This is a genomic window from Iodobacter ciconiae (assembly GCF_003952345.1).
GTDB classification, from domain to species: domain Bacteria; phylum Pseudomonadota; class Gammaproteobacteria; order Burkholderiales; family Chitinibacteraceae; genus Iodobacter; species Iodobacter ciconiae.
On record NZ_CP034433.1, the window covers coordinates 1,028,603 to 1,053,715 of the forward strand.

Genomic DNA, 25,113 nt, shown 5'->3' on the forward strand with positions numbered 1-25,113 from the left:
ATATGATTTAGACGAGTGTGCTTCTTTATAAAAAAAGCATTTGTCTAAATGGATTAAAGGGGGAGAAGGTGATGAAAAAACTATTAAGCATCGCCATAGCGGGGGCGCTATTTAGCCAGCCAGCATTAGCTGCGGATATGAATAAAGTGTTGAGGGTGTCATTTAGAGCCCCTGAAACAGGTTTTGATCCTGGCAAAGTATCGGATGTGTATTCCAGCTCAATTACAGAAAATGTATTTGATCCGATGCTTACTTATGATTTTATGGCAAGGCCTGTAAAACTCATCCCGAATACACTGACTGAAATGCCGCAATTGAGTGAAGATGGCAAGGTATTAACACTGCATATTAAAAAGGGCATTTACTTTGCGCCTGATGCGGTATTTAAAGGCCAGAAGCGTGAATTAACTGCTGCGGATTATGCCTATTCACTTAAACGTCTTGTTGATCCTGCAACAGGGTCCCCAACAGGGTATTTGATTGCTGGCAAGTTTATTGGTCTCGATGAATGGCTTAAGTCGGCCAAAAATGGCAAGCTTGATTATGATAAAACGGTTGAGGGGATTAAAACACTAGACCGTTATACATTGCGGCTCACTTTAAAAGAGCCATATCCTGCATTGCAATATGTACTGGCTATGCCACATCTGGGCGCTGTGGCCCACGAAGTGATGGAAGCCTATGCGGATAACACGATGTCGCATCCGGTAGGCACAGGCCCGTATATGGTCACTGAATGGAAGCCCGGCACGCACATTTCGTTGCTGGCAAATCCAAATTACAGAAAAAGAGTGATTGATTACAAGCCAGGTGATGATAAAAGCGATCAGCAGATTGCGAAAGAAATGAATGGAAAAAGTATTCCTGAAATTGGCCGCGTAGAAGTGTCTATTATTCAGGAGGAGCAGCCCAGCTGGCTTGCTTTTAGAAATGGGGATTTGGATCTTGCGGGCTTGCCTCAGCCTCTGGTGCGCGGTTCCTTATTGCTTGATCCAAAAGATCCTTGGCGTGCAGATTTAAAGCCTGATTTAAAAAAAAGAAGAATTAAACTTTACCGCGATTTGGGTGAAGAAATTACCTTTTTCGTATTTAATATGCAAGATCCTGTGGTTGGAGGTCTAGGCAAAGACAAGATTGCTTTACGCCGCGCTATTGCCATGTCTTTTAATACGGCAGACACTATTCGTAATATTCGCCGTAATCAGGCAGTTAAGGCACAGTATATTGTTCCACCCAATGTAGCCGGGCATAACCCGAACTTTAAAGCAGCATTTGAATATAACCCGGCTTTGGCAAATGCTTTGCTGGATGAATTTGGCTATAAAATTGGCAAAGATGGAAAACGCCTATTACCTAATGGCTTGCCATTTGAAATTGACTTTATTACAGGCACCAGCGGTATTGATAAACAGTGGAATGAATACTGGCAAAAAGCCTTTGACTCGATAAAAGTAAAAGTAGCATTCAGGCAAATGCAATGGAATGAACAGGTTAAATCGCTGCGCACCTGCAGCTATGGTATGGATGGTGCAGCATGGCTGGCAGATTATCCGGATGGCGACAATTTTACCATGATGCTTTATGGTAAAAATATTGGCAGTGAAAATTATGCCTGCTACAAATCGCCGGGCTATGACAGGCTTTATGAAGCATCCCAAAAGTTAGCTGACAGCCCGGAGCGTAATGCGCTTTATGATCAAATGAATAAAATCATGATGGCTGATACACCTTGGGTAATGGGTGATACGCGGTTTAATAATTACCTGACGCATCAATGGGTCAGGGGTTATAAACCCCATCCGCAATTTAATACCCTGTGGCGATATCTGGATATTAAAAAGTAATGATTAATATTGATTGATTTGTGGCCAGGGAAAAATAATGCTTGCCTATATTATTCGCCGTATTTTGCAAATGATTCCGACCTTATTCGGGGTTATGCTATTGGTGTTTTTTTTATTCTCTGTTGTGGGGGGCGACCCAAGCCTGATTCTTGGGGGAAAACATTTAACCGAGGAAGTTTTAAATAATATCCGCAGCCAGCTGGGTCTGGATAAGAGCTTGCCGGAGCAATTTTTTATATTTGTAAAGCAGGTGCTGACTTTAGATTTTGGTACCTCGTGGTCTACGCAGCAGCCAGTATCCAGTATGATTGCCAGCCGCATTGGGCCATCATTAACCTTAACCGGCTCTTTACTGGTGGTGAGCTTATTGGTGTCTATTCCATTGGCGGCTGTCGTGGCGTATTTCCGTGGTGGTTTAACCGATCGGGTGGTCACCATTGCGTGTACGGTAGCGATGTCGATTAGTGCGCTGGTATATATCGTGGTGGGCCAATATATTCTGGCTTATGAATTATCATGGTTCCCGGTGCGTGGATGGGGTGATTCTCTATTCACCAATTTACTGGTTTATGTGCCTTTGCCATTATTAATGGGGTTGTTGGTTTCAATTGGCCCGGATATTCGTTTTTATCGCAGTTTTTTTATTGAAGAAATAAATAATGATTATGTGCGCACTGCGCGTGCCAAGGGTTTATCCGAGCAAAAAATCATGCTTAAGCATGTATTACGTAATGCCATGATTCCGGTGGTAACCACGGTCATGATGTCCTTGCCATTTTTAATGATGGGGGCGTTAATTCTGGAAAGCTTTTTTGGTATTCCGGGTATGGGCAATGAAGTATTGCTGGCGGTGAATAAAAGTGATTTTCCGGTTATTAAAGCCGTAACCATTTATATCGCAATGGCAACGATGGTATTTAATTTGCTGGCGGATCTGGTTTACAAATTAATCGATCCACGCGTTCAGCTTAAATAAGCCCGGAGTATGTAAATGGATGCAATTATTAAAGCAATGCCGGGTTTGCAAACAGAAACGGCATCAAAAAGTTTGTGGGCATTAGGCTGGCAACGGCTTAAGCGTAATAAAGTAGGTTTTATTGCGCTATGGGTGGTGGTGGCTTATTTACTGATTGCGGTGGGGGGCTGGGTCAATATGGTGGCCAGCCACTGGGCCGATGAAGTGGCCGTGCCCTATGCACCGCCTTCCTGGATGACCAAGGGTAAAGACAAGCAATTACCGCCAGGCAAACATATAGCGGCGAAGGAGGAGCAAGAGATTCAGACTCTGCTGCCCTCTGAAGACCCGATTGCCAAAGAGCTGGCTGCGGCGCAAAAAAATGTTGCCAAGTACGCAGATAACAGCCCTCCCAGGCGTGAAACGATGCCTTTTGGGGCAGATTTACGTGGCCGTGATGTGATCACAAAAACCATTAAAGGGACATCAACTTCAATTTTTGTCGGCATTTTTGGTGCCATTCTGGCGCTATCAATTGGTACGGCGCTTGGGGCTGTGTCAGGTTATTTTGGTGGCAAAGTTGATGATTTCCTAACCTGGTTTTACAGCATCTTTACTTCTGTTCCGGATATGCTTTTGCTGCTGTCTTTTGCTGCAGTTTCCGGCCGCGGGATCAGCACCATTATTATGGTAATGGCTTTAACGAGCTGGACAGGGACATATCGCCTGGTACGGGCCGAGTATATGAAGCTGAAAAACCGCGAATATGTACAGGCTGCCGATGCAATTGGCGCTTCGCATTCCCGCCGTATGTTTGTGCATATCTTGCCAAACATCAGCCATTTGCTGCTGGTTCAGTTTTCTTTGATGACGGTTGCTTTGATTAAATACGAAGCCATTCTGTCTTTTCTGGGGTTTGGTGTAGGTGTTACTCAGGTGAGCCTGGGATCAATGCTGGCCGAAGCACCTGCAGAGCTGGTGCAGGGCTTCTGGTGGCAAATGGTTGCGGTAACGATTGCAATGTCGGTGCTGGTGACTGCGTTTAGCCTGTTGGTGGATGCATTGCGCGACGCGCTTGATCCAAAAGTGAAATAAGGAGCGCGCGACATGTCCCAAAATACTGAAGCATTGCTATCGGTTCGTAATCTGGTGATTAATTTTCGCCAGGAAGACGGTGCTCGCTTTAACGCCATCAAAGGCGTGAGTTTTGATATCCCTAAGCACCGTACTGTGGCGCTGGTGGGCGAATCGGGCTCGGGAAAATCCGTCACTTCGATGGCGATTATGCAATTGCTGCCCCCTAACAATACCGAAGTCGGCAAAGACAGCCAGATTTTGTTTGAAGGGCATAATTTACTGGGTTTGAGTAATCGTGAGCTGCGCAAAATGCGTGGCAAAGATATTGCCATGATTTTCCAGGAGCCGATGAGCTCTTTAAATCCGGTGTTTACCGTTGGTGATCAGGTGGCAGAAACCCTGATGCTGCATGCCAGCTTAGGCCGTCGTGCTGCTGCAAAACGCGCGGTTGAATTACTCGCCGAAGTCGGTTTGCCTGATCCTGAAAAAAAGGCCAGTAACTATCCGCATGAGTTATCCGGCGGGCAGCAGCAGCGTGTGATGATTGCCATGGCGATTGCGTGCAAACCTAAGCTCTTGATTGCAGACGAGCCAACCACGGCGCTGGATGTCACCATTCAGAAGCAAATTTTACAACTGATTGCCGATCTGCAAAAAAAGCATGGCATGTCGGTGCTGTTTATTACCCATGATCTGGGTTTGGTGGGAGAGTTTGCCCATGATGTGGTAGTAATGCGCCACGGTGAGATCCGTGAGGCAGGCACGGTGGAGCAAATTTTTGATGCACCAGAAGACAGCTATACCAGGGCACTGCTGGCTTGCCGCCCGCACCTGGATCGCCGCCCGGAGCGCCTGGCCGTAATTGATGATTTTTTAAAAGCGGAAGGTTACACCGAGCCTGCAAATCGTGAGCGTGGTTATAAGGCGGATGATGAGATCGTGCTGGAGGTGAAAGGCCTCGGTAAATATTTTGAATCGCGTGAAGGCCTGTTTGGTAAACGTATTTTTCACGCCGCGAAAGATGTGTCGTTTAAGTTAGCACGTGGCAAAACACTGGGTATTGTGGGTGAATCAGGCTCGGGCAAAACCACCGTGGGCTTAACGCTGGTGCGCCTACATCAGGCCACCAGCGGCCAGGCATTTTTTAATGGCAAAGATTTATTTGCCATGAGCCCGCGGGAATTTAATGAATACAAGCGGCGTATTCAGATTATTTTTCAAAACCCCTATGCGTCTTTAAATCCGCGCTTTACTGTTGAGCAAATTCTGACCGAGCCGATGAAATTGCATGGCATTGGTGCAAATGATAGCGAGCGCATTAAGCTGGCGCGTGATTTACTCAATAAAGTAGATCTGCACGGGAATTCATTAGCGAAATACCCGCATGAATTCTCGGGAGGGCAGCGTCAGCGGATTGCCATTGCACGCTGCTTAACCATGAAGCCCGAAATTCTGATTTGTGATGAATCGGTATCGGCTCTGGATGTATCGGTGCAAGCACAGGTATTGAATTTACTGCAGGATTTGCAGGATGAATTTAAAATGTCTTACTTATTTATTTCGCATGATCTGGCCGTGGTTAAGCATATTTCGGATCAGGTGATGGTGATGAATAAAGGTGAGGTGGTTGAGCAGGCTGATGCGGATTCTATTTATTTAAATCCGGCTGCTCAATATACGCGTAAATTATTATCGTCTATTCCACAAGGTCGTGGCAGGGTACAGAATCAGCAGTATTTAAAGAGTGATTCAGTTATTTTATAAGCTGTTTGTAAAATATCCGCCGTTCAGACAGAAAGTCTGGGCGGCTTTTTTTTTGCAAAAAGAAGTATGGTGAGGGCTAATTGATGATGCCCTATTTAATCATCATTTTGTTATGGGTGATAAGTTGAGCATGGTCTAAGTTAAAGATGTTGTAATCGTTTTTTTAGGTGCATGTAATGATGCGTATTTTATTTTTTTGCAGCTTATGGCTGATGCCTGTATCCGCGCATGCACTTAAAATTGCGATGGTGCTCTGGCGTGGTGAAACCGCCGCTGAGCAGGGGTTTCGTGATGAGTTGAAAAAACTGGGTCTAAAACCTGTGCTGACTGTCTTTGATGCAAATCAGGATCGCACCGCCCTGGCTACAATGCTACGTACAAAGTTAGAGCCCCAGCTGGCATCGTATGATTATGTGTATAGCTTTGGTACAACAGCGACTTTAATGACCAAAAGCTTTTTAGCCGGGCGTAAGCCATTAATTTTTAATGCAGTATTCGATCCGGTTGGAGCAGGTATTGTCTCGGTAAATAAAAAAGATAATAAAGTAGTGGCAGGGGTGAGCAATATGGTTTTCTTGTCATTACAGATTAGCAATGCCCGAAAATATTTGCCTAAAGGCAGTAAAATGCTGATGCCGGTTAATCCACGGGAGCGTAATACACAATTGATTGCTGAGCAGTTAAAGTCAGTTGCTGCTGATTATCAATGGATATTAGAGACATGGCGAATTAACCCCGATAAAGTATTACTTAAAGCAGAATTACTGCGTTTGCAACAGGATGCCAGAGAGAGCGTGGTTTTTATTCCAGCAGATAGCTATTTAATCTCGGTTGCACCGGAATTAATGCAGGCGCTCAATGATGCACATATTGCAACCATTTGTAGTATTGAGGCTTTTATTCCTTATCGCTGCACGGTGGGAACGGTAGGGGATTACCGTGAGCAGGGTATGCTGGCGGCTCGGATTATTGCCATGAATCAGAAAGGAATCGGGTTGCAGGATATTCCAGTACAATACGATCCTGCTCCCCGGCTTATTGTTAAAGATATGCCACTACCCTAGTCCGCTTTAATTTGAATGGACTTTTAAATTGAGTTATTTCTATTGAATAATATTAAATTTATTAAATAAAATATTTACTGATTACTTTGTGTGTTTTGTTTATTAGTAAGGTTAAGTTGATTTTTGTTTATCTGCTTTAATGTTTTAGCCAAAGCCGGATTATTTACGGATTTGGCCTGCTTGTTTAGCTATTTTTGATTCCCATCCCAATACCAAATCGTAGCGCCATAATCAGAGCCGGGAAAATCTGGCATTACTTCACCCTGTTTAAATAAAGCACGGCTGTTCTGTTTAGCAGGGGTATACCAATAGCCTGTTTCTGGGCATGGGCTATTTGCCGGGCAGCGGCCACTTTGTAGTGAATCATCTACTGAAGTCCCTAATAAAGGTTGGCGAATTTCTAGGCTGGGCCAATCGCTATTTTCATCAAATCGCCTCATCCAGCGTAAGCTGCTTTCATAATCAAAGCGTGGATTAGGATCGTCATCCCACGGATCTAAAGTCAGTAATTGCAATTCATCGCAGCGAATGGGCTTGATTAATTCATTGGCTTTGATTAAAAGATCGGGCAGACCTTGCGCTACCGGATATAAATCTAATTCACCTAAACGTATCCAAAGTGCATTTTCTGCATTTGGATTATGAGGCCCTGCGGGATAAGGAATAGCTGTGATATGAATCCGTGGATCATCCAGAAATGTACGTACTTCAGCTTCTGTTTTACCTAAGCGGCTGCGCCATAAAGGGGAAAGTAAAAAGCTCCAGGTGGGGGTGCGCAGACCAGCCCCCAAACGCAGATGTGATACATAACCATTTTCACTGGCATGATATTGAAATCCCATTGCATCAGGATGATCAATATCCATGCCATAAAAATAATCGGCACAGATTCGCTCTAATACATCGGCTTCATAGGCGCCCATTAAATTAAAGCCCCCATTGCCTACTTCAAAACCACTGTAGCAATGCTCGGGTTGCAGCACATTCAGGCAGTGCTCCACAAACGCATACCAACGCTCTTTATTCTGATTAAACCACTTATGCCGGAAAGTAAGTTTTAGTGTGCTGTAACAACGGTAGCCTTCATCAACAACCCCACTAATGGCCCAGCGTGGGCTAGCCATAGGGCCACTTGCATCGGTTGCTCGCATAAAATGCACCCGCCCACGGCTTTGGCTGCGGATTGCAGCGGGCCGCCAGTCCTCAGGCAGGCGTTTGTCTCCTGCTTTTAACCAGACTTGGGTCAGTGATTTCCATATTTTTTGCCAAGGCTCGTCAATTAACAGGCTGAACTCATCAAACAGAGCATGCATTTTTTCAGCCACTTGCATATATTCATCGGGCTGGTTGTAAACATAAAACGTGATATAGGGGCAGATGCCAAGATCCCGGTTATCTTCGCCAAATGTAGTTAATAAATCATTTTCAAGGGTAGCCGTTATAAACCAGTCAATATCATCCTGATCCATTAATAATTCAGCAGTGCTCATTTTCTTTTCCTGTTAACGGCCTGATCGGCGCCCCGTTCTTGGGCTTTGTTTTTTAGGTTGATTACTTTGATCTTTAGGATCTTTTTTATCTTTCGAGTCATCTTTTACCGCAACATCTTCCGGGTAACGGAATAAAGACAAACGCCCACCGCTATTCACATTTTTTTTATCGAATTTAATCGGATGGCTGGCGTTTTTTATTTCTGCAGCTTTATCCAGAAGATTTCGATAGTTCTTAAACTGTTCTTCATCAATTGTATCACCCTGAAACTTAATCTCCACAATCGCAAAGATATTGTTCTTATCGCAACGTTTCTTACGATATTCAGTAATCACTAAATCTGCACTGATACTCCCCCTGCGGTAAGGTGCAGGGTAAAACGGATTGATGTCACCATCTCGGCGTAAACGGGTAGGGCTAACTCCTGATAGTGGATGGTCTGCATACGCAGGCGCCGGGCCAAAGCAAACTTCACACTTCAAGGGGCTGCTCCATGCTAAAACTTCATCAATAAATTCAAACATTAAATTGCTGGCGAGTTGTTTTAGGCGCACAACAATAAAGCTTTCTAAATCAACGCCAGCCAGCTCTTCAGCACTCAGTGCTAAGAGTTTTTCAAAAGCGACTCGTTTAGCCTTAGGTAAGTCTTTAAACTGAACACCTTTTTTCCTACGTAATTGCAATACAGGAATTTTATCTGCCTGTGTGCAAACCATACTGATGACTTGTCGAAAAGGAATTTTTTGCTGAATAGCAGCATTGATAACAGGGCTACCTGCTGCTCGTCCTTTTGCCTGTTTGGTATTTTGTCCTTGAGGGTCTGCATTGGCAGCCGCCAATAAAATGGTAACCTCTTCTTTTTCTGATATTTTTTTATCTATCTCATTCTTTAGTGTTTCTATCTGTTTCTCTAACTCTTTTTTTGCTTGATCGATGCCCGTATTGTAATTTTTTAGTCCATCGTAAAATTCATTAATTAAATCATGCATTTCGTAAGCCGTAACGGCGGCCGCAACAACTTTTATTATGCCGATAACTAATGGTGGTGCAGGCATATTATTTAATCTCCTTAAGTTTTGCTCTTGTTACTGCATTATCTAATTTGCTTTGCCATTTCTCTGTAATCCTTTCGCTTTCACGCATCACTGATTTAAATACTTTGATGGGCCTGGCTTCATCTGTATTTGTAAATTGCGTGCGGCCGCTGGCATCGGTCAGGCCTGAATCCAGTAGCTCGCCATCAACCCCGCGAACTTCATAGTTGTAATCCTCAAACGGCCTGTTATCCGTTTTAAAAAGCTGATATTTAGCCGTATAAGGGCCTTTTGCCGGAGTATACGTCGGCATAACAGGCAAGGAATGATCTAATCTCGCTGGCCCGCCCCAATCATGGCTGCCGCCTTTAATACTCACCTTTCCCGGTGCATGCAGCTCGATCTTGCCATCTTTGATACGGATATAAGCGCCACCGGCGGTAAGCAGGATTTCCTGTTTGGCGTTAAACAGGCCCTTGCCTTTGATGGCGGTGAATTTGGTGTTTTTATCGGCGGTGATTTCGATATCGTCGCTTTGCGCCTGCATTTGCAGCTGGCCTTTGGCGGCGATCAGTTTTAACGCGACTTTATCTTTTACCCCGGCTACAAACAGGCTGATGTGCTCGCCCACGTTATGTATCCAGCGGCGGCCGGAGGTCTGGTTGCTGTCTCTTTGCGCGACCAGATCGAGGTTGGTGCCTGCAGCAATCGTCTGGCTTTGCGGGCTGGTGATGGCTACGCCATCCTCACCATGCAGCAGGATGATTTTTTGCTGGCCTGCCTGCTCTTTGGATTTGCTTTTGCCATCTTGATCGGTATTGCTGCCTGCCTCGAAGCTTTTACTGGCATGCACATGGTGGTGCAGATGGCCGATGCTGGCTTTGCCGCCGGGGCTGTTGTCGGGCTTGATGGTTTGTTCATCGTCGCCGGTTTCAATCGTATCGGCAAGTTGGTTGGTCGCTGTTTCACCCAGGCTTTGGGCCAGTGCCAGGGCGGACTCCAGCTGGCTTTGCGCGGGGCTGTGGTCTAGCTGCTTGCCGCTGGCTCCACTCTTGGCTTCGGTGCTAATCAGTAAGCCGCTGGCGCGAATGGCACCTTGTTTATCGGTGCGTAATTCAAAGCCTTCGCCACGTGGTTCACCTTTACCGTCGGTACGCGGGTGGATCAGATAGCCAAGGTTGAGCTGGGTTTTACCGTGCTCGCTGGATAATTTGGTGCGAACTTCGCCCTTGGTATCATCAAACAGCAGCTCGCCGTATTGGCCACCTTCATGCTCTTTAGTTTTGATGCCGGATAACGTTTTATTGGCGGGCAAAGCGCCTGCGTCGCTAAAGGCTGGCACAGAATGGCTGCCGTTATGGACCACGCCAGTGACAATCGGGCGGTCGATGTCGCCTTCGATAAAATCAACTAACACTTCCTGACCGATGCGCGGGATGAACTGATGCCCAAAGCTTGCGCTTGCCGATGGATAGGCCACGCGTATCCAGCAGGATGACTTGTCATCCATGTTTGCGCCAAACTCAGGGTGCTCAGCCGTACGCTGCCAGTGGAATTCTATTTTTATGCGCCCTTGCTCATCGGTGTGGACTTCTGATCCGGCAGGGCCGACGACGGTGGCAGTTTGCACGCCAAAGCTTTTAGGTTTGCTCAGCGCTTCATGGGCAAAGATAGGGGTGAGCGGCTGGCCGCGTCTTTGGGCGGTGAAATCGGCTTGATAAGGAAGGGTATTTGCGGCTAAAGCCGCTCCTGCGAGTAAGCCGGGGGCGACCAGGCTAAGTTGCTGGGTAAGATCCGCTGGAAGGTTATTGTTTGCGGTAAATTTCAGCTCGGTAACGGCAAATTCACGCTGCTCGGCGCTATCCCATTCATGTGCGGGATGATCTTCCAGGCGGAACCACTGCCCGGCCTGCAGGCTACGTAAAGTACCAGAGCCGCTAAAGGATTTCTTTTGCGCGTCCATTGCCTGCTGACGCAATTGTGCGTAGTGGCTTAAGCCTTCCGCGTCGCTGGCGTAATAAAGGGCCTGCGGGTCGTAATCTTCAAAACTTACTTGTAGCTGCTGGCCGCCATCGCCCTGATCGATACTACTTTCATCAAAGCTTTCGTTAGTTCTAGTGGCTTTGTAATCAAAGCTGGCAAGCGATATACTGCTGCTGCCGATTTGCCGCTGACTCTGCCATTCAGTCAGACTATCGCTCTCTTCCGTGGCGTCAGCTCTGTGAAATCTAACAAATGGATCTGCCGCTTCCGCAATTGCAAAAGCATCATCAAATACGAGCAACTGAACCTGAGGGCTATCGCCCGGCAAATGATTAAATAACCAGGCTAAGCCTTCCTCGGCTAATAATCGTGTCAGAAAGTCGAAATCGGATTCGCGGTATTGTAAGCAATAGGATCGCGGTGAATGCGTGCCGGAGAGTTTGAAATCCAGCATTTGCACCGAGGCAAACACCGGATTTTTGTCCTGATGCTCAGCCAGTACCTGCTTCACAATATCGGGGACGGATAAATCCTGGAACACCCGGGAAGTGCGGCGGTATCTAAGCAAAGCAAAAGGCGGCTCTACTGTCAGCGCGTACTTTGCAAAGCCGCCATCGGAGCCTAGTAATTGCGCCTGGCTAATGACCCCGCAACGCTCAATCGCCTCGCCATCAGCATTTTCAATAGATAGAACGACTGGCAAACCCAGTAGCGATTTAAGCTCTAAAGCACTATCGGGGGATAAGCAATCGATCTGGTAGCGGTATGCCTGATTGATGCCCTCGCTGCCTGTTACGCGCTGGGGCAATAACTGCTCACCCCATATTGCACCATCGCCTAATTGCAGAGAGATAAGGCGCTGATTCTGATTAAAGGCAGCGGCAAAAGAAGCAAGGAGATCAAATGTCATAAAAAAGCCAAGGACTTACACGAAGGAGGTATATTACATGAAGCTTTGCATTGCCTGTTCTAGGTTTTAAGTAGTTGTAGGGTGTGATTATGAACAAAAAAATATTTGTAAGGTGAATGCTGTAAGTAGAAAACGTAGAACAGTTTTTGGTAAAAAAGGTGTGGTTTTTTGAAAAAAGGTTTGAGCAATTTTCGCAGGAGTAGTTTTAGCCGCGAAAGCTCGCCGCTCAAAGCTATTTGTGGTTAAAGCGCTTTCTGCGCTACTTAAGCAGGCCAAATTGAGTATCATGCCCCCTTTTGCTACTGATAAATTGGCAGCCATGCGACGATTTACATTGGTTTTACTCATGCTGCTGGCTTTAACGGCTTGCCAGCGCAGCGATCCTGATTCGCCGGTTTCCCTTAGAAAAGCCACTTTCAAGGAAATGCTGAAGTCGCGCGAGGCGATCAATGGCATGCTGACAGGGACTAAGCCTTATAAAGCGGATATCGTGTTGCAGGAGGCGATTAAGTTGCAAGAAAAATCTGTGAAGCCCTGGGTCTATTTTGCCGAGTTTGCAGTGAATCATCAGTCTGATGCCAGGCAAAAAGCTGATGCTGCCGATTTTCATGCTGCTGCAAATAATATGGAGCAACAAAGTGCCGCTCTGAAAGATGCAGCACAATCGGGGCAGCAAGATCGTATCCGTGCTACTTACAAAAGAGTAGAGGACGCCTGCATCCACTGTCATCAGCAGTTCAGGCCAGGCTAGTTATTCACGGCAGGCTTGTCTGGTTTAAAGGGTTTGTGTTGCTCCAGCTCGTTTTGCCAGCTGGCTACGGCCAGACGCTCCTGTATTAAATGCTGGTCAACTGCATCACTAAAGCCGGGGTGGGCCAGCCAGTGCGCTGATTGAGTGGTGACGGGTACAAAGCCCCGTGCCAGTTTGTGTGCTCCCTGTGCTCCGCCTTCAAAAGCATCCAGGCCCGCCTCCAGCGCAAACTCGATTCCCTGATAAAAACACAGCTCAAAATGCAGATTGGCTACGTAGCCGGCTGGCCCCCATACTGCGCCCCAATAGCGGCCATAGAGGCGATCCGGCCCGATTATATTGAGCGCTGCAGCAATGGGCTGGCCGCCCTGATAGGCCAGAACCAGCAGGCAGGCTTGTGGCATGGCGCTGGCAATTTGTAAAAAGAACGCCAGGCTCAAATAGGGCCTGGAGCGGTGCTCCAGATAGGTATTGCTGTAGCAGGAATAGAAAAATGCCCAGTCCGCTTCGCTGATTTCGCTGCCGCGTTTACGGATGATGGTGACGCCAGCATCGCTGACTTTGCGCCGCTCCTGCCGCAATTTTTTACGTTTATCCCGGGTTAAGGCATCATTGAAATCGCTGTAATCGCGCCAATCCCCGCGTAGCCAGTGAAACTGCACATCATGGCGGCTAAGCAGGCCGGCATTTTGTGCCAGGGCAGGCTCTGTGCCTTGCGAAAATAAAAGATGAAATGATGAATCGCCGGATTCTTGAGCAAGAGCAACAGCTGCAGCCAGTAAGCTTTGGCGGGTGGTATCTGTTTTAGCCAGTAATCTTGGCCCGGCGACGGGTGTAAAGGGAATTGCACTAATTAATTTTGGATAGTAATCCAGTCCGTGGCGCTGGTAGGCCTCGGCCCAGGCCCAGTCAAATACATATTCGCCACAGGAGTGTGTTTTTCGATAGAGCGGCATCGCACCAATGAGCTGCTGATCCGCATCTCTCATGGCTAAATGGCAGGGGGTCCAGCCGCTGTGCTCGCTCACGGCTCCGGTGTTTTCAAGTGCAGCAAGAAAAGCATGACTAATAAAGGGCTGAGTGCCTGCGAGTGCATCCCAGCCTGCTGCAGCAATGTCATTAATATGCGAGTGAAGGCTGATCATGCATTTCCATTCAGTTTACGGGTTGCCAGGTGTGGACAATGATTAACGACTTTTTATAACTTAAAATCATGCAGGTATTACGGTGTTGTAGTGAAAGATGGTGTTTTTATTCTGTATTGCTAGGGTAAGCTTTGTTATTAGTTTGGAGGTGCAAAAGATGCAAAATAATTTAGCAGTGGGCCTGGTCGGGTTTGGCTATGCGGGGCAAACTTTTCATGCGCCTTTGATTGCTGCCACGGCCGGTCTGGATTTACGCTTTGTGGCATCCAGCCAGCCCCAGTTAGTGACGGATCGATACCCGGATACTGGCGTGTTGTTTAATGCAATGATGCTGATTAATCAGCCGGATATTGATTTGGTGGTGCTGGCTACGCCCAATGCCAGCCACTATCCGCTGGCTTGTGAGGCTCTGGATGCGGGTAAGCATGTGGTGGTGGATAAGCCATTTACTTTAACGCTGGCGCAGGCTAAAGAGCTGGCGCTGCGGGCACAGGTATCGGGGAAGGTGTTATCTATTTTTCATAATCGCCGCTGGGATGCTGATTTTTTAGGCGTAAAAGCACTGCTGGCCAGCGGCCGGCTTGGCGAGATTGCCCAGTTTGAAAGCCAGTTTGATCGCTATCGCCCGCAAACCAGAGACCGCTGGCGGGAAAGAGCCGAGCCGGGCGGCGGGCTGTGGTTTGATCTTGGACCACACTTGGTTGACCAGGCTTTACAGCTGTTTGGCCCTCCTCTGGCGGTGTTTGCCGATTTGCAAAAACGTCGTGCCGGGGCGCAGGCTGTTGATGATTTTCATGTTTTATTACGCTACCCAACGATGCGGGTAAAGTTATCAGGCAGTTGCCTGGTTAGTGGTGGTGTGCCGCGTTATGTATTGCATGGCAGCCTGGCCAGTTTTGAAAAATATGGTCTGGATGTGCAAGAGGCGCAGATGAAAGCAGGGCTGTTGCCGGGCTCTGCCGGATTTGGCCTTGATCCGCTGCCGGGCTATTTGCATCACAGTGTGAATGATCAAACCCGTAGCGAAGAGATTGCCATGCCATTGGGGCACTATATGTCCTATTATGCGGGCGTTCGTGATGCGGTGCTGGGCTTGGGTAAAAACCCGGTAACAGCGCAAGAGGGCGTACTGATTATGCAGCTGCTGGAAGCGGCTCAACAGAGTGCTGAAACGGGTGCCTGGGTAATAATGGAGGCTTTGTGTGAATAAATGGATGTGGTGTTGTTTGGGTTTAGCCATCAGCAGCCTGAGCCTGGCCGAAGAAATCGGCTCGGTAACAACGGCATTTAAGCTGATTGGTCGTAATCATCGTGTGCAAGTCGATGCCTATGATGACCCTAAAGTAGGGGGCGTGACCTGTTATATGTCACGTGCTAAAACCGGCGGTGTAAAGGGCTCGCTTGGCCTGGCCGAAGATAAGGCCGAGTTTTCGATCGCTTGCCGCCAGATTGGCAAGCTGGTGTTTAAAAAGCCTTTGGCCCAGCAGGAAGAAGTGTTTTCGGAATCCGCTTCCTTGTTTTTTAAATCGGTGCAGGTGGTGCGCATGGTAGATGTGAAGCGTAATGCGCTGGTTTATCTGACGTATTCGGATAAATTAATCGATGGTAGTCCGCAAAATAGTGTGACGGCCGTGTCGGCGGGGGATGTGAAAATTCCGGTAAAGTAAAAATTAAAGCGCGGCGTGGCCGCGTTTTTTTTGAGTTATTTTTGCAAAAAATTAAAATTTTTCGAGCGTGAAACGAAAGTTAGTAAGCTGTAGCGCTTTCGATTGAGTTTCGTTGTCCCTGCTGTTGATTGGCGTATGCTATATGGGTTTTATACGTAGTATTGCTTCATTTTTTATTCTGATATGAATCTAATGATCGATAATTAACGTTATATCTGGCTTGTTATCTTTTGTACGACTCTATTTTTTTGTATTAATTCTACATTTAGCTGTTTTTCTCCGCTCTCAACTCTGCCTGAAGTCGAAAAATATCCTGTTTTAAGTCGAAAATTAATACGTTGACACTCTTTGCTTTGTAGGAATAGATTCGAGTCACTTCCTTGTTGTTTGTAGCTTTTTTTACAAATAGTGAGTGAATTGATGCAGAGGTTATCATGCCCAATAGTCATTTAAAAAACATGCATAAACGGCATGAAAAAATCGTTGATTTATTGCGCCAGCATGAAATTTGCAATGTCAGTGTTTTAGCCCAGGAATTAGGTGTTTCTACCGTCACCATCCGGCATGATTTAGATAAATTGGAGCAAAGCGGTTGTATTCGCCGCTCTTATGGCCGGGCCACGCTTTCGCAAAATTTTTCTTTCGAATTGGAGTTCAGAGAAAAAGAAAATATCCGCTCGGAATCAAAGCAATTAATTGCCCGCAGGGCAGCAGATTTAGTTGAAGATGGTGATTCAATTATTGTGGATTCAGGCTCTACCGTTGCTTTATTAGCCCGCTATATTTCCAGCAATAAAAAAATCACTTTAATGACCAATGCACTTAATTTAGCCAGCGAATTAGTGGCTGACCCGCGTTTTACCGTGATGATGACAGGTGGCACTTTGCGTGCTGATTCTTATTCCCTCTGCGGGCCGGAAGCGGAGCAGGCCGTTAAATTACATCACTTTAATAAATTATTTATTGGTGCGGATGGCATTGATTTATTAGCAGGGGTGAGCACAACCAATGCGCAGGATGCGCAATTGAACCGCGCCATGCTGGCCGTTTGCGATCAGATTATTTTATTGGCCGATTCCAGCAAATTTGGCAGGCGAAGTTTTTGTGTTATTTGCAAAATGCATCAGGTGGATATTCTGGTAACAGATAGCGGTATCAGTGATGAAAACCGCCAGTTATTAATACAAATGGGTGTGACCGTAATTATAGCGGAATAAAGTTTTTTAAAGGAGCAGCCTTTATGTCTTATTTAATAGAAATGATTGCACAGCATAAAGCAGGACAATCAAAAGGTATTTATTCAATTTGCTCTGCCCATTCGCTGGTTTTAGAAGCGGCATTGCTGCAGGGCCTGCAAGACGATAGTTATATTTTGATTGAAGCTACTTCCAACCAGGTCAATCAGTTTGGTGGCTATACCGGCATGAAGCCGGTCGATTTTAAAAACTATGTGTTTGCAATTGCCGATAAAGTGGGATTTGCAAAGGCACGCATTATTTTAGGGGGAGATCATTTAGGCCCGAATGCCTGGCAAAAAGAGCCCGCTGCTCTGGCCATGGCCAAGGCCGCCGAAATGGTCCGCGTCTATGTATTGGCAGGCTTTCGCAAAATTCATCTGGATTGCTCGATGTCTTGTGCTGGCGACCCCGTGCCGCTGAGCGATGCCACGGTGGCTGAACGCACCGCCGCCTTATGCTTGGTGGCTGAAAGTGCCTGGCAAACAGCAGGAGGGGAAGCCCCAGTGTATGTGATTGGCACCGAAGTGCCGGTGCCGGGCGGTGCGCAAGAATCACTGGATATGGTTGAAGTGACCTCGCCGGAGGCCGCAGCACAGACGCTGGCTGTGCATCAGCAGGTATTTGCCAGGGCAGGCTGCGCGGCGGCCTGGCCCCGGGTGATTGCGATGGTGGTACAGCCGGGTGTCGAGTTTGATCATCACAAGGTAGTGCGTTATCAGCGTGATAAGGCTGCTGCACTGAGTGAATTTATTATGAAAGAAACGCTGGTGTTTGAGGCGCACTCTACTGATTACCAGACTGAGACTTCGCTTAGGGAGCTGGTGCAAGATCACTTTGCCATTTTAAAAGTGGGTCCAGGTTTAACCTTTGCCCTGCGAGAAGCAATGTTTGCTCTGGATGCGATTGAGCGCGAAGCCATCGGCGAATTTGCTGCTTCGCATCTGAAAGACACGCTCACTCAAGTAATGAAAGAAGAGCCGGATTACTGGCTGGCCTATTACGATCAGGCCGGGCATCAGCAGTATCTGGATCGCAATTACAGCTTGTCTGACCGGATTCGCTATTACTGGCCTCATCCTGAAGTGAGCGCTGCAGTGGCAAAACTATTTGATAATTTACGCCGCCAGCCGCCGCTGCCTACCTTAATCAGCCAGTACATGCCTGAGCAGGCTAAAAAAATCAGTGCGGGCTTATTGCCTGCCGAGCCTGAAGCTTGGGTGGTGGACAAAATCATGGAAGTTACCCGGCTCTATGCACGTGCCTGCGGTATGGGAGCGCGTTCATGAATTACCTTCATTATGAGCAAAGCGTGCTGGCCGGCCGAGGGGCATTGCATACTGCCCGTGAAATCAGCCAGCAGCCCAGGCTCTGGCGCGAGCTGATGGCAGGGCTGATTCAGAACAAATTAGCGTGGAAAGCATGGATGCTGGATGTGCTGTCCACCCCTAATTTACGGATTATCCTCTGCGGCGCGGGTACATCAGCTTTTGCGGGGCGCACTTTGGAGCCATGGCTGCGGGCCTCTTTTGGCCTGGCTGTCGAGGCGATTTCGACTACGGATATTGTGAGCCAGCCACTTGCTTATCTGGATTCTTCACGCCCCACGCTGATGGTGTCTTTTGCCAGATCGGGTAATAGCCCGGAAAGCGTGGCTGCAGTTAATCTGGCCAGCCAGCTGCTGCCTTATTGTCGTCATTTGGTACTGACGTGCAACCCGCAGGGCGAGCTGGCGCAATACAGCCAGGATAATCCCCATGCCTATTGCGTGCTGATGCCCGAGGGTGCAAATGATCAGAGTTTTGCCATGACTTCCAGCTTTAGCTGCATGTTTGTGGCGGCTGCGGTGATGCTAACGCCAGGGGTTTTGCTAAGCCGTGCCAGTGAGCAAATCGAAGCCGTAGCGGCATTTTGCGAATCACGGCTGGAGAGCTGGGCATCACAAGCCAGGGCGCTGGCAGGCAAGGGCTTTAAGCGGGTGATTTACCTGGGGAGTGGTGAAATGACGGGGCTGGCAGAAGAAGCTGCATTAAAAATGCTGGAGCTGAGCGCCGGGCAAATTGCCACGCGTTTCGACTCCTGCCTGGGAGTGCGCCATGGCCCCAAATTTATGATTGATAGTCAAAGCTGCGTGTTGATGTTTATGGCTGCCGCAGACTCTTACACCCGCCGCTACGACGATGATCTGCAGGCTGAAGTGATTGCCAATGGCATTGCTCAGCAGGTGGTGGCTTTGGGGCCGCAAAGCAGCGCTGCTTTGCCTTTGGTCGAAGTGGCTATTGCAGGGGTGGATGGGCTGTATCTATCGCTGCCTTATCTGCTGTTTGCCCAGCTTTTTGCTTTTGAAAGCTCCCTGGCACTGGGTCTGGCTCCTGACAACCCTTGTCCAACCGGCGAAGTAAACCGCGTGGTGCAAGGCGTAAAAATTTATCCCTATCCGGCTTAATTAACTGATGGTATGCCGCTAAAACCTAAATCTTGAACCACAGAGAGCACAGAGGACACGGCGCTTCACGGAGGAAACAGATGGTCGTTGAGTCACTTTGAATTAATTAAAAAAACAAGGAATACGTCATGGCAGGGCCAAATATTTTACTTACCCGCATCGATAATCGCCTTGTGCATGGTCAGGTGGGCGTGACCTGGACGGGCAGTCTTGGGGCAAATCTGCTGCTGGTGGCCAATGATGCTGCGGCAGCTGACCCGGTACAGCAAAACTTAATGGATATGGTGGTAGGAGATGGCGTGCAAACGCGCTATTTCACTTTGCAAAAAACCATTGAGGTGATTCATAAGGCTGCAGCGCATCAGAAAATTTTGCTGGTGTGTAAAACCCCGCAGGATGTGTTGACGCTAGTCAAAGGCGGCGTACCGATTCATGAAGTGAATGTGGGCAATATGCATTTTGCCGAAGGAAAGCGCCAAATTCATAAAACAGTGTCGGTGGACGATGCCGATGTGCAAGCTTTTCGCGAGCTGGCTGGGTTAAAGGTAGTTTGCGAAATTCGTCGGGTGCCTGATGAATCGGGTGATCTTGTTTCTAAACTACTGTAAGGATTGAAGTCATGCTATTTGAAGCCTTATTGATCGCGCTATTGGCGGGGGTGGCGGGAGTCGATTTATTTGACGGCCTGACGCATATGCACCGGCCCGTGGTGATCGGCCCTCTGGTGGGGCTGATTTTAGGTGATGTGCAGACTGGCTTGCTGGTTGGCGGCACCTTGGAGCTGGTCTGGATGGGGATGGTGCCGCTCGCCGGGGCGCAGCCGCCTAATGTGGTAATTGGCGGGATTATCGGCACGGCTTTTGCCATTTTAACCAAGGCCGAGCCCACGGTGGCAATTGGTGTGGCGGTGCCGTTTTCGATTGCGGTGCAGGGCTGTATTACCGTGCTCTTTACCGTGTTCTCGCCGATGATGCACAAATGCGATGAGATGGTGAAGCAGGGTAATTGGCGCGGCATCGAGTGGGTGAATTACCTTGGCATGATCACGCTCTTTGCCTTTTACTTTGTAGTGGCTTTTTTGCCGATTTATTTTGGGGCTGAAGCGGCGGGTGCTGCGGTGCAAAAAGCGCCGGAATGGGTATTGGATGGCCTGAGTGTGGCAGGTGGCATGATGCCGGCAATTGGTTTTGCACTTCTGATGAAAATCATGCTTAAAACCAACTACATTGCCTATTTTATTATGGGCTTTGTGGCCGTGACTTATTTAAAACTGCCGATTCTGGCTGTGGCCCTGGGCGCTTTTGCGATTGCAATGGCTGATTATTTTAATCAAAACCGCGCACAGCCTCAGGCTGCCCGCAATGTGGAGGTGGAAGATGGGATTTAACGAGACTGACGCCGCAAATGCGGCCAAAGCGGAGCTGCGTATGCAGCAAGCCTTAGCCACCAGCCATGTAGAGCGCGATGATTATATCGACACTACCGCAGCCGAGCCGCTTACTAAAAAAGATATAAACCATATGGCCTGGCGCTCTCTGGCATTGCAAGCCTCGTTTAATTACGAGCGGATGCAGGCAGGGGGCTGGTTATATACGATTTTGCCGGCACTGCGCAAAATCCATAAAAACCCGGAAGACTTAAAAAATTCCGCGCAAATGCATATGGAATTTATTAATGTCCACCCCTTTGATGTGACTTTTTTATCTGGCCTCGTGCTGGCGATGGAGCAGAGCAAGGAAAAAATCTCCACCATTCGTGCCGTAAAAGTAGCGCTGATGGGCCCCCTGGGTGGGATTGGCGATGCGATGTTCTGGCTGACCTGGTTGCCGATTTGTGCGGGAATTGGTGCTGCACTGGCACTGGAAGGCAGCCTGTTCGGGCCGATTGTGTTTTTGCTGCTCTTTAACGCCTTGCATTTTGGCCTGCGTTTTGGTCTGGCGCATTACGGCTACCGGGCGGGGCTGGGGGCAATCAGTGCTTTAAAGGCCAATACCAGGAAAATATCACATGCCGCGTCGATTGTGGGGATGACAGTGATTGGTGCGCTGGTGGCGTCTTATGTCAGGCTGTCTACGCCGCTGGAAATTCATGCGGGTAAAGCCGAAATTGCGCTGCAGGCTGATGTGCTCGATAAGCTGATGCCTAATCTTTTGCCGCTGGTGTTCACTTTCCTGATGTTTGCCTTGATGAAAAAAGGCTATTCACCCGTGAAATTGATTGGCGTGACGGTATTGTTTGGTCTGGCTGGGAAATTCTTTGGCTTTTTGTAATCGCCGTGGCAGCGCCTGCTCTGACAGGTGCTGCGTTTTAAAGGACTAAAAAATGATTGCCTTAATTCTGACAGGTCATGGCCGCATCGCCAGCGGCACTTATGAAGCCATTGCGCAGGTGTTTGGCGAGCAGGCACAGCTGATTGCGGTGGATTTTCCTGAAGGCAATAGCACGGCGGTGCTTGATGCGTCTCTAAGGCAGGCGCTTGCCACTGTGGATCAGGGGGCGGGTGTGGTGTTTGTTTGTGATTTGCTGGGTGGCTCGCCCTTCAGGATAGCGGCAACTATTGCCCAGGAGCGCAGCGATATTGAAGTGGTGGCCGGGTTGAATTTACAAATGTTTGCCGAGATGCTGTTCGAGCGCGATGAAGTGAGCAATGTGGCCGAGTTTCGCCAGCAGCTGGTGGCTGCGGGTAAAAATGGCGTTATCAGCCTTGCCGAACGCCTTGCCCGCAAACGTGCGGAGCCAGCCGATGCCTTGTAAGCCGCTGCGCCTGCGCGCCGCTCGGGTGCTGGCCGGGCAGGGCTGGCTGGAGCATACGGTGGTCGAGATCGATGCCGAAGGCCTGATTGCCGCTATCGTTCCTCAGGGCGAGTTTGATCTTGATTTAGGCCCTGTCTGGCTGATGCCCGCCCTGATCGACAGCCATGTGCATGGTGCCGCAGGGTTCGACACCATGGACGCCAGCGGCGAGGCGCTCGATCAGATCTCGATGCATTTTGCCCGCTTTGGCGTAGGGGCTTTTTTAGCCACCACTGTAACTGCACCGCTGCCTGCAATTGAAGCGGCGCTGCGTGAGGTAAAAGCCAGTCGTGAGCGGGGTTTACCGGGGGCCGAGCTGATCGGCAGTTATCTGGAAGGGCCGTATTTCACCGCCAAATGCTGTGGTGCACATCCGGTGCGGTGGATGCGTCCTTTAGATATTGCCGAGCTGCAGCACTGGCTGGATATTGCCGGTGATTCTTTGCACACCCTGGCACTTGCGCCTGAATTGGCTGGCTCGGATGAGGCTATTGCCTGGCTGCGTCGTAAGGGGGTCCGCGTGCTGATCGGCCATAGCGATGCGAGCTACGATCAGACGCGGCAAGCTTTGCATGCGGGCGCTCAGGGGATAGTGCATTGCTATAACGGCATGCGCGGTCTGCATCACCGTGATCCGGGTGTGGTAGGGGCCGGGCTGACCTTTCCATGCGATATCGAAATGATTGCTGACGGCCACCATGTTCATCCTGCCGCAGTGCAAATTGCTTTATCTTGCTGTGGTGAAGAGCGCTTAGTGCTGATTACCGACGCCATGCGCGCAACCGGTATGGCCGATGGCTCTTATCAGCTGGGAGAGACGCCGGTTACCATGCAAAACGGCGTGGTGCGTACCGAAGCGGGTGGTTTGGCCGGTAGTACGCTGCATCTGATTGATGCGGTTCGCCATGCTAAAGACTGGCTGGGCCTGCCTCTGGAGAGAGCATGGGCGCTTGCTAGCCGTAATCCGGCCAGATCATTAGGCTTAAGCGATTTAGGCAGCATTGCAACTGGCAAGAAAGCGAGCTTTACAGTGATCACACCGAAGCTGGACGTGGTAGAAACCTGGGTGAAGGGGGTGAGGATAGCTTGCCAGGGACAGTGAGGTATTTGCGCCAATTTTAATGGGCTGTTTTGCTGCCGTGATGCGCGGATACATGTCCTATGCGTATCAAGTTAGGAATGTTTTGTAGGGCGGGTGCAACCCGCCGTTTTCCGTAGCATTTATGCAAGGATCTGCCGGGGAGCACCCCATACGCGCTAAGCAAGGTCAAAAAGATAGTGCCTTCGGCACGTTGATTTAGGAGCGGTAGCCACCGCGAGGGCGTTCTTTTCTTGAACGGCCAAGAAAAGAACCAAAAGAAGGCCGCCCCACGAAACACGAAGGCCCCTGCGCTGCGGACAATCGGGTCGGCGGCGGGCGGGATTGGCTCGCTGCCTCGCTCCCTGGCCGAAACTCCGCCCCGCTTGTTCCTCGCTCCGGCGTGTTTCAAGGGGACTTTAAAAAGCCCAATGCAGAGAGCGTGGTTATTGTGTTTTTCGTTGTTTGCTAATAAAAAGGCGGGTTAGCATTTGGGGTGCAACTTGCGAGTAATGTTGAAAAAGATGCGGGTTGCTCCCACCCTGCCAGATTTTTAAACCACCAGCGGAGGCTCATCCATTAAGGCGATTTGTTCGCGTAGTTCTAAGATGCGGTCTTGCCAGTAATGCTCGGTGTTAAACCAGGGAAAGGCGGCAGGAAAAGCCGGGTCGTGCCAGCGGCGGGCCAGCCAGCCTGAGTAGTGAATTAAGCGTAAGGTGCGCAGCGCTTCAATTAAATGCAGCTCACGCGGGTCAAAATCGCAAAAGTCTTCGTAACCGATCAGCACATCCACCAATTGGCGGCTCATCTCTTGCCGGTCGCCTGACAGCAGCATCCATAAGTCCTGAATCGCCGGTGCGCTACGGCTGTCATCAAAGTCCACAAAATGCGGGCCGGCATCGGTCCACAGCACATTGCCGATATGGCAATCGCCATGCACGCGGATATGGGCTACATCACCGGCGCGCTCGTAGCTGCGGCGTACGCCGTCCAGAGCAAGGGCAACGGCACTCTCCCATGCGGGCTGGAGTGATGCGGGGATAAAGCCATGGTTAAGCAAAAAGTCACGCGGCTCTGTGCCAAATGTTTCAATATTGAGCGCAGGGCGGTGCACAAAGGGAGCCAATGCACCCACTGCATGAATCCGGCCAATAAAGCGCCCCATCCATTCTAGTGTGGATGCCGATTCCAGCTCGGGAGCACGGCCGCCGTGCTTATTAAAAATTGCAAACTGAAAGCCTTCAAAGCTATGCAGGCTGCTGCCCTGATGGATAATCGGCGGTACAATCGGCAGCTCGCGCTCGGACAGATTAAGTGTAAAAGCGTGTTCTTCTAAAATCGCTTCGCGGCTCCAGCGCTCTGGCCGGTAAAACTTAGCTACCAGCGGTGGGCCATCGTCCTGGCCTACCTGAAAAACACGGTTTTCATAACTATTGAGCGCAAGCAGCCTGCCGTCGCAAAGCAGGCCAAGGCTGTCGATGGCATTCATCACGCAATCTGGCGTGAGCTGGGCAAATGGGGGGATATTATTCATGCTGCAATTGTACGGCTAAAGCTGGGGGCAGGGGAGTTTTGGCCGTTTTATATAGATTGCTTGCTTGTGCCTGGGTGGTGCTGCGTATGGGCAAGCTACCCCTTTGCCCATCTTGTAGGCGGGTTTATTTGAGTTTATTCCATAAAGCAATGGCTTCTTTTTTGGTTGTGCCTTGCTGGGAGATGGCACTGCAATTGCCGTTTTTGCCAAATTTAGAGCACTGCACCCAGCAGCGGTTTGATCCGGCCTTGGTGACTTCAGGCTTGGAGCCGCATTTCGGGCAGGTTTGAGGATCGCCCTCGGCTGTGGTGGTTTTTGGAACGGGTCTGGAATTGAGCATGG

Annotated in this window: 23 protein-coding genes; 16 read left to right on the plus strand and 7 right to left on the minus strand. The window is 49.0% G+C overall.

Annotated features, from left to right (window positions below):
- The first annotated feature begins 71 nt into the window (after positions 1 to 71).
- From EJO50_RS04560 to EJO50_RS04580, 5 genes are all read left to right on the plus strand, one after another.
- Entirely contained in the window at positions 72 to 1,844 is a 1,773-nt protein-coding gene (locus tag EJO50_RS04560; protein ID WP_125971893.1) for an ABC transporter substrate-binding protein, read from the plus strand.
- Positions 1,845 to 1,881: 37 nt separating this feature from the next.
- Entirely contained in the window at positions 1,882 to 2,820 is a 939-nt protein-coding gene (locus EJO50_RS04565; protein ID WP_125971895.1) for an ABC transporter permease, read from the plus strand.
- A gap of 15 nt (positions 2,821 to 2,835) precedes the next feature.
- A complete protein-coding gene (locus EJO50_RS04570; RefSeq protein WP_125971897.1) occupies positions 2,836 to 3,894 on the plus strand; it encodes an ABC transporter permease in 1,059 nt (352 codons plus the stop codon).
- Positions 3,895 to 3,906: 12 nt separating this feature from the next.
- A complete protein-coding gene (locus EJO50_RS04575) occupies positions 3,907 to 5,640 on the plus strand; it encodes an ABC transporter ATP-binding protein (protein ID WP_125971899.1) in 1,734 nt (577 codons plus the stop codon).
- 176 nt (positions 5,641 to 5,816) lie between these two features.
- The gene (locus EJO50_RS04580) at positions 5,817 to 6,704 is read left to right on the plus strand and encodes an ABC transporter substrate-binding protein (RefSeq protein ID WP_125971901.1); all 888 of its coding nucleotides are present in this window, start codon (positions 5,817 to 5,819) and stop codon (positions 6,702 to 6,704) included.
- Between the two features lie 188 nt (positions 6,705 to 6,892).
- On the opposite strand, the gene EJO50_RS04585 is transcribed toward EJO50_RS04580, so the two are convergent.
- From EJO50_RS04585 to EJO50_RS17130, 4 genes are all read right to left on the minus strand, one after another.
- Positions 6,893 to 8,194: a DUF3396 domain-containing protein gene (locus tag EJO50_RS04585; protein WP_125971903.1), complete on the minus strand. Its 1,302-nt coding sequence runs from the start codon at positions 8,192 to 8,194 to the stop codon at positions 6,893 to 6,895.
- 12 nt (positions 8,195 to 8,206) lie between these two features.
- Complete coding sequence (locus tag EJO50_RS17255; RefSeq protein WP_206434451.1) at positions 8,207 to 9,250, minus strand: hypothetical protein; 1,044 nt, start codon at positions 9,248 to 9,250, stop codon at positions 8,207 to 8,209.
- A 1-nt stretch (position 9,251) separates the two neighbouring features.
- Positions 9,252 to 12,122, minus strand: a complete 2,871-nt coding sequence (locus tag EJO50_RS04595; protein ID WP_125971905.1) for a type VI secretion system Vgr family protein — start codon at positions 12,120 to 12,122, stop codon at positions 9,252 to 9,254.
- Positions 12,123 to 12,209: 87 nt separating this feature from the next.
- Positions 12,210 to 12,470, minus strand: a complete 261-nt coding sequence (locus EJO50_RS17130; RefSeq protein WP_164521429.1) for a hypothetical protein — start codon at positions 12,468 to 12,470, stop codon at positions 12,210 to 12,212.
- Between EJO50_RS17130 and EJO50_RS04600 the strand changes: the two genes are divergently transcribed.
- Positions 12,469 to 12,873: a c-type cytochrome gene (locus EJO50_RS04600; protein ID WP_164521430.1), complete on the plus strand. Its 405-nt coding sequence runs from the start codon at positions 12,469 to 12,471 to the stop codon at positions 12,871 to 12,873. The two genes, EJO50_RS17130 and EJO50_RS04600, sit on opposite strands and share 2 nt — an antisense overlap.
- Here the strand turns inward: EJO50_RS04600 and EJO50_RS04605 are convergent.
- On the minus strand, positions 12,870 to 14,018 hold the full coding sequence (locus tag EJO50_RS04605; protein ID WP_125971914.1) for a GNAT family N-acetyltransferase: 1,149 nt from the start codon (positions 14,016 to 14,018) through the stop codon (positions 12,870 to 12,872). The genes EJO50_RS04600 and EJO50_RS04605 overlap by 4 nt on opposite strands.
- Positions 14,019 to 14,175: 157 nt before the next feature.
- On the opposite strand from EJO50_RS04605, the gene EJO50_RS04610 reads away from it, so the two are divergent.
- The 10 genes from EJO50_RS04610 to nagA all read left to right on the plus strand — a co-directional run bounded on the left by EJO50_RS04610 (position 14,176) and on the right by nagA (position 23,261).
- On the plus strand, positions 14,176 to 15,228 hold the full coding sequence (locus tag EJO50_RS04610) for an oxidoreductase (RefSeq protein ID WP_125971916.1): 1,053 nt from the start codon (positions 14,176 to 14,178) through the stop codon (positions 15,226 to 15,228).
- Entirely contained in the window at positions 15,221 to 15,685 is a 465-nt protein-coding gene (locus tag EJO50_RS04615; RefSeq protein WP_233702170.1) for a CreA family protein, read from the plus strand. Before EJO50_RS04610 ends, EJO50_RS04615 begins: the two co-directional genes overlap by 8 nt.
- A gap of 434 nt (positions 15,686 to 16,119) precedes the next feature.
- A complete protein-coding gene (gene agaR, locus EJO50_RS04620; RefSeq protein WP_125971918.1) occupies positions 16,120 to 16,902 on the plus strand; it encodes a transcriptional repressor AgaR in 783 nt (260 codons plus the stop codon).
- A gap of 23 nt (positions 16,903 to 16,925) precedes the next feature.
- The gene (locus EJO50_RS04625) at positions 16,926 to 18,209 is read left to right on the plus strand and encodes a D-tagatose-bisphosphate aldolase, class II, non-catalytic subunit (RefSeq protein WP_125971920.1); all 1,284 of its coding nucleotides are present in this window, start codon (positions 16,926 to 16,928) and stop codon (positions 18,207 to 18,209) included.
- The gene (locus EJO50_RS04630) at positions 18,206 to 19,366 is read left to right on the plus strand and encodes an SIS domain-containing protein (protein WP_125971922.1); all 1,161 of its coding nucleotides are present in this window, start codon (positions 18,206 to 18,208) and stop codon (positions 19,364 to 19,366) included. The genes EJO50_RS04625 and EJO50_RS04630 overlap by 4 nt, the downstream gene beginning before the upstream one ends.
- A gap of 128 nt (positions 19,367 to 19,494) precedes the next feature.
- Positions 19,495 to 19,974: a PTS N-acetylgalactosamine transporter subunit IIB gene (agaV, locus tag EJO50_RS04635; RefSeq protein ID WP_125971924.1), complete on the plus strand. Its 480-nt coding sequence runs from the start codon at positions 19,495 to 19,497 to the stop codon at positions 19,972 to 19,974.
- A gap of 11 nt (positions 19,975 to 19,985) precedes the next feature.
- Positions 19,986 to 20,753 carry a PTS N-acetylgalactosamine transporter subunit IIC gene (gene agaW, locus EJO50_RS04640; RefSeq protein ID WP_125971926.1) on the plus strand — a complete coding sequence of 256 codons (768 nt, stop codon included), beginning with the start codon at positions 19,986 to 19,988 and terminating at the stop codon, positions 20,751 to 20,753.
- Positions 20,743 to 21,636, plus strand: coding sequence for a PTS system mannose/fructose/sorbose family transporter subunit IID (locus EJO50_RS04645; protein ID WP_125971928.1), 894 nt, complete (start codon positions 20,743 to 20,745; stop codon positions 21,634 to 21,636). Before agaW ends, EJO50_RS04645 begins: the two co-directional genes overlap by 11 nt.
- A 52-nt stretch (positions 21,637 to 21,688) precedes the next feature.
- Positions 21,689 to 22,120, plus strand: a complete 432-nt coding sequence (gene agaF, locus EJO50_RS04650) for a PTS galactosamine/N-acetylgalactosamine transporter subunit IIA (protein WP_125971930.1) — start codon at positions 21,689 to 21,691, stop codon at positions 22,118 to 22,120.
- Positions 22,110 to 23,261, plus strand: a complete 1,152-nt coding sequence (gene nagA / locus EJO50_RS04655) for an N-acetylglucosamine-6-phosphate deacetylase (RefSeq protein ID WP_125971932.1) — start codon at positions 22,110 to 22,112, stop codon at positions 23,259 to 23,261. Before agaF ends, nagA begins: the two co-directional genes overlap by 11 nt.
- A 529-nt stretch (positions 23,262 to 23,790) precedes the next feature.
- On the opposite strand, the gene EJO50_RS04660 is transcribed toward nagA, so the two are convergent.
- Positions 23,791 to 24,771 (minus strand): serine/threonine protein kinase, encoded by a 981-nt coding sequence (locus tag EJO50_RS04660; protein WP_125971934.1) that lies wholly within the window; start codon positions 24,769 to 24,771, stop codon positions 23,791 to 23,793.
- Positions 24,772 to 24,895: 124 nt separating this feature from the next.
- The gene (locus EJO50_RS04665; protein WP_125971937.1) at positions 24,896 to 25,111 is read right to left on the minus strand and encodes a Lar family restriction alleviation protein; all 216 of its coding nucleotides are present in this window, start codon (positions 25,109 to 25,111) and stop codon (positions 24,896 to 24,898) included.
- Positions 25,112 to 25,113: the final 2 nt, after the last annotated feature.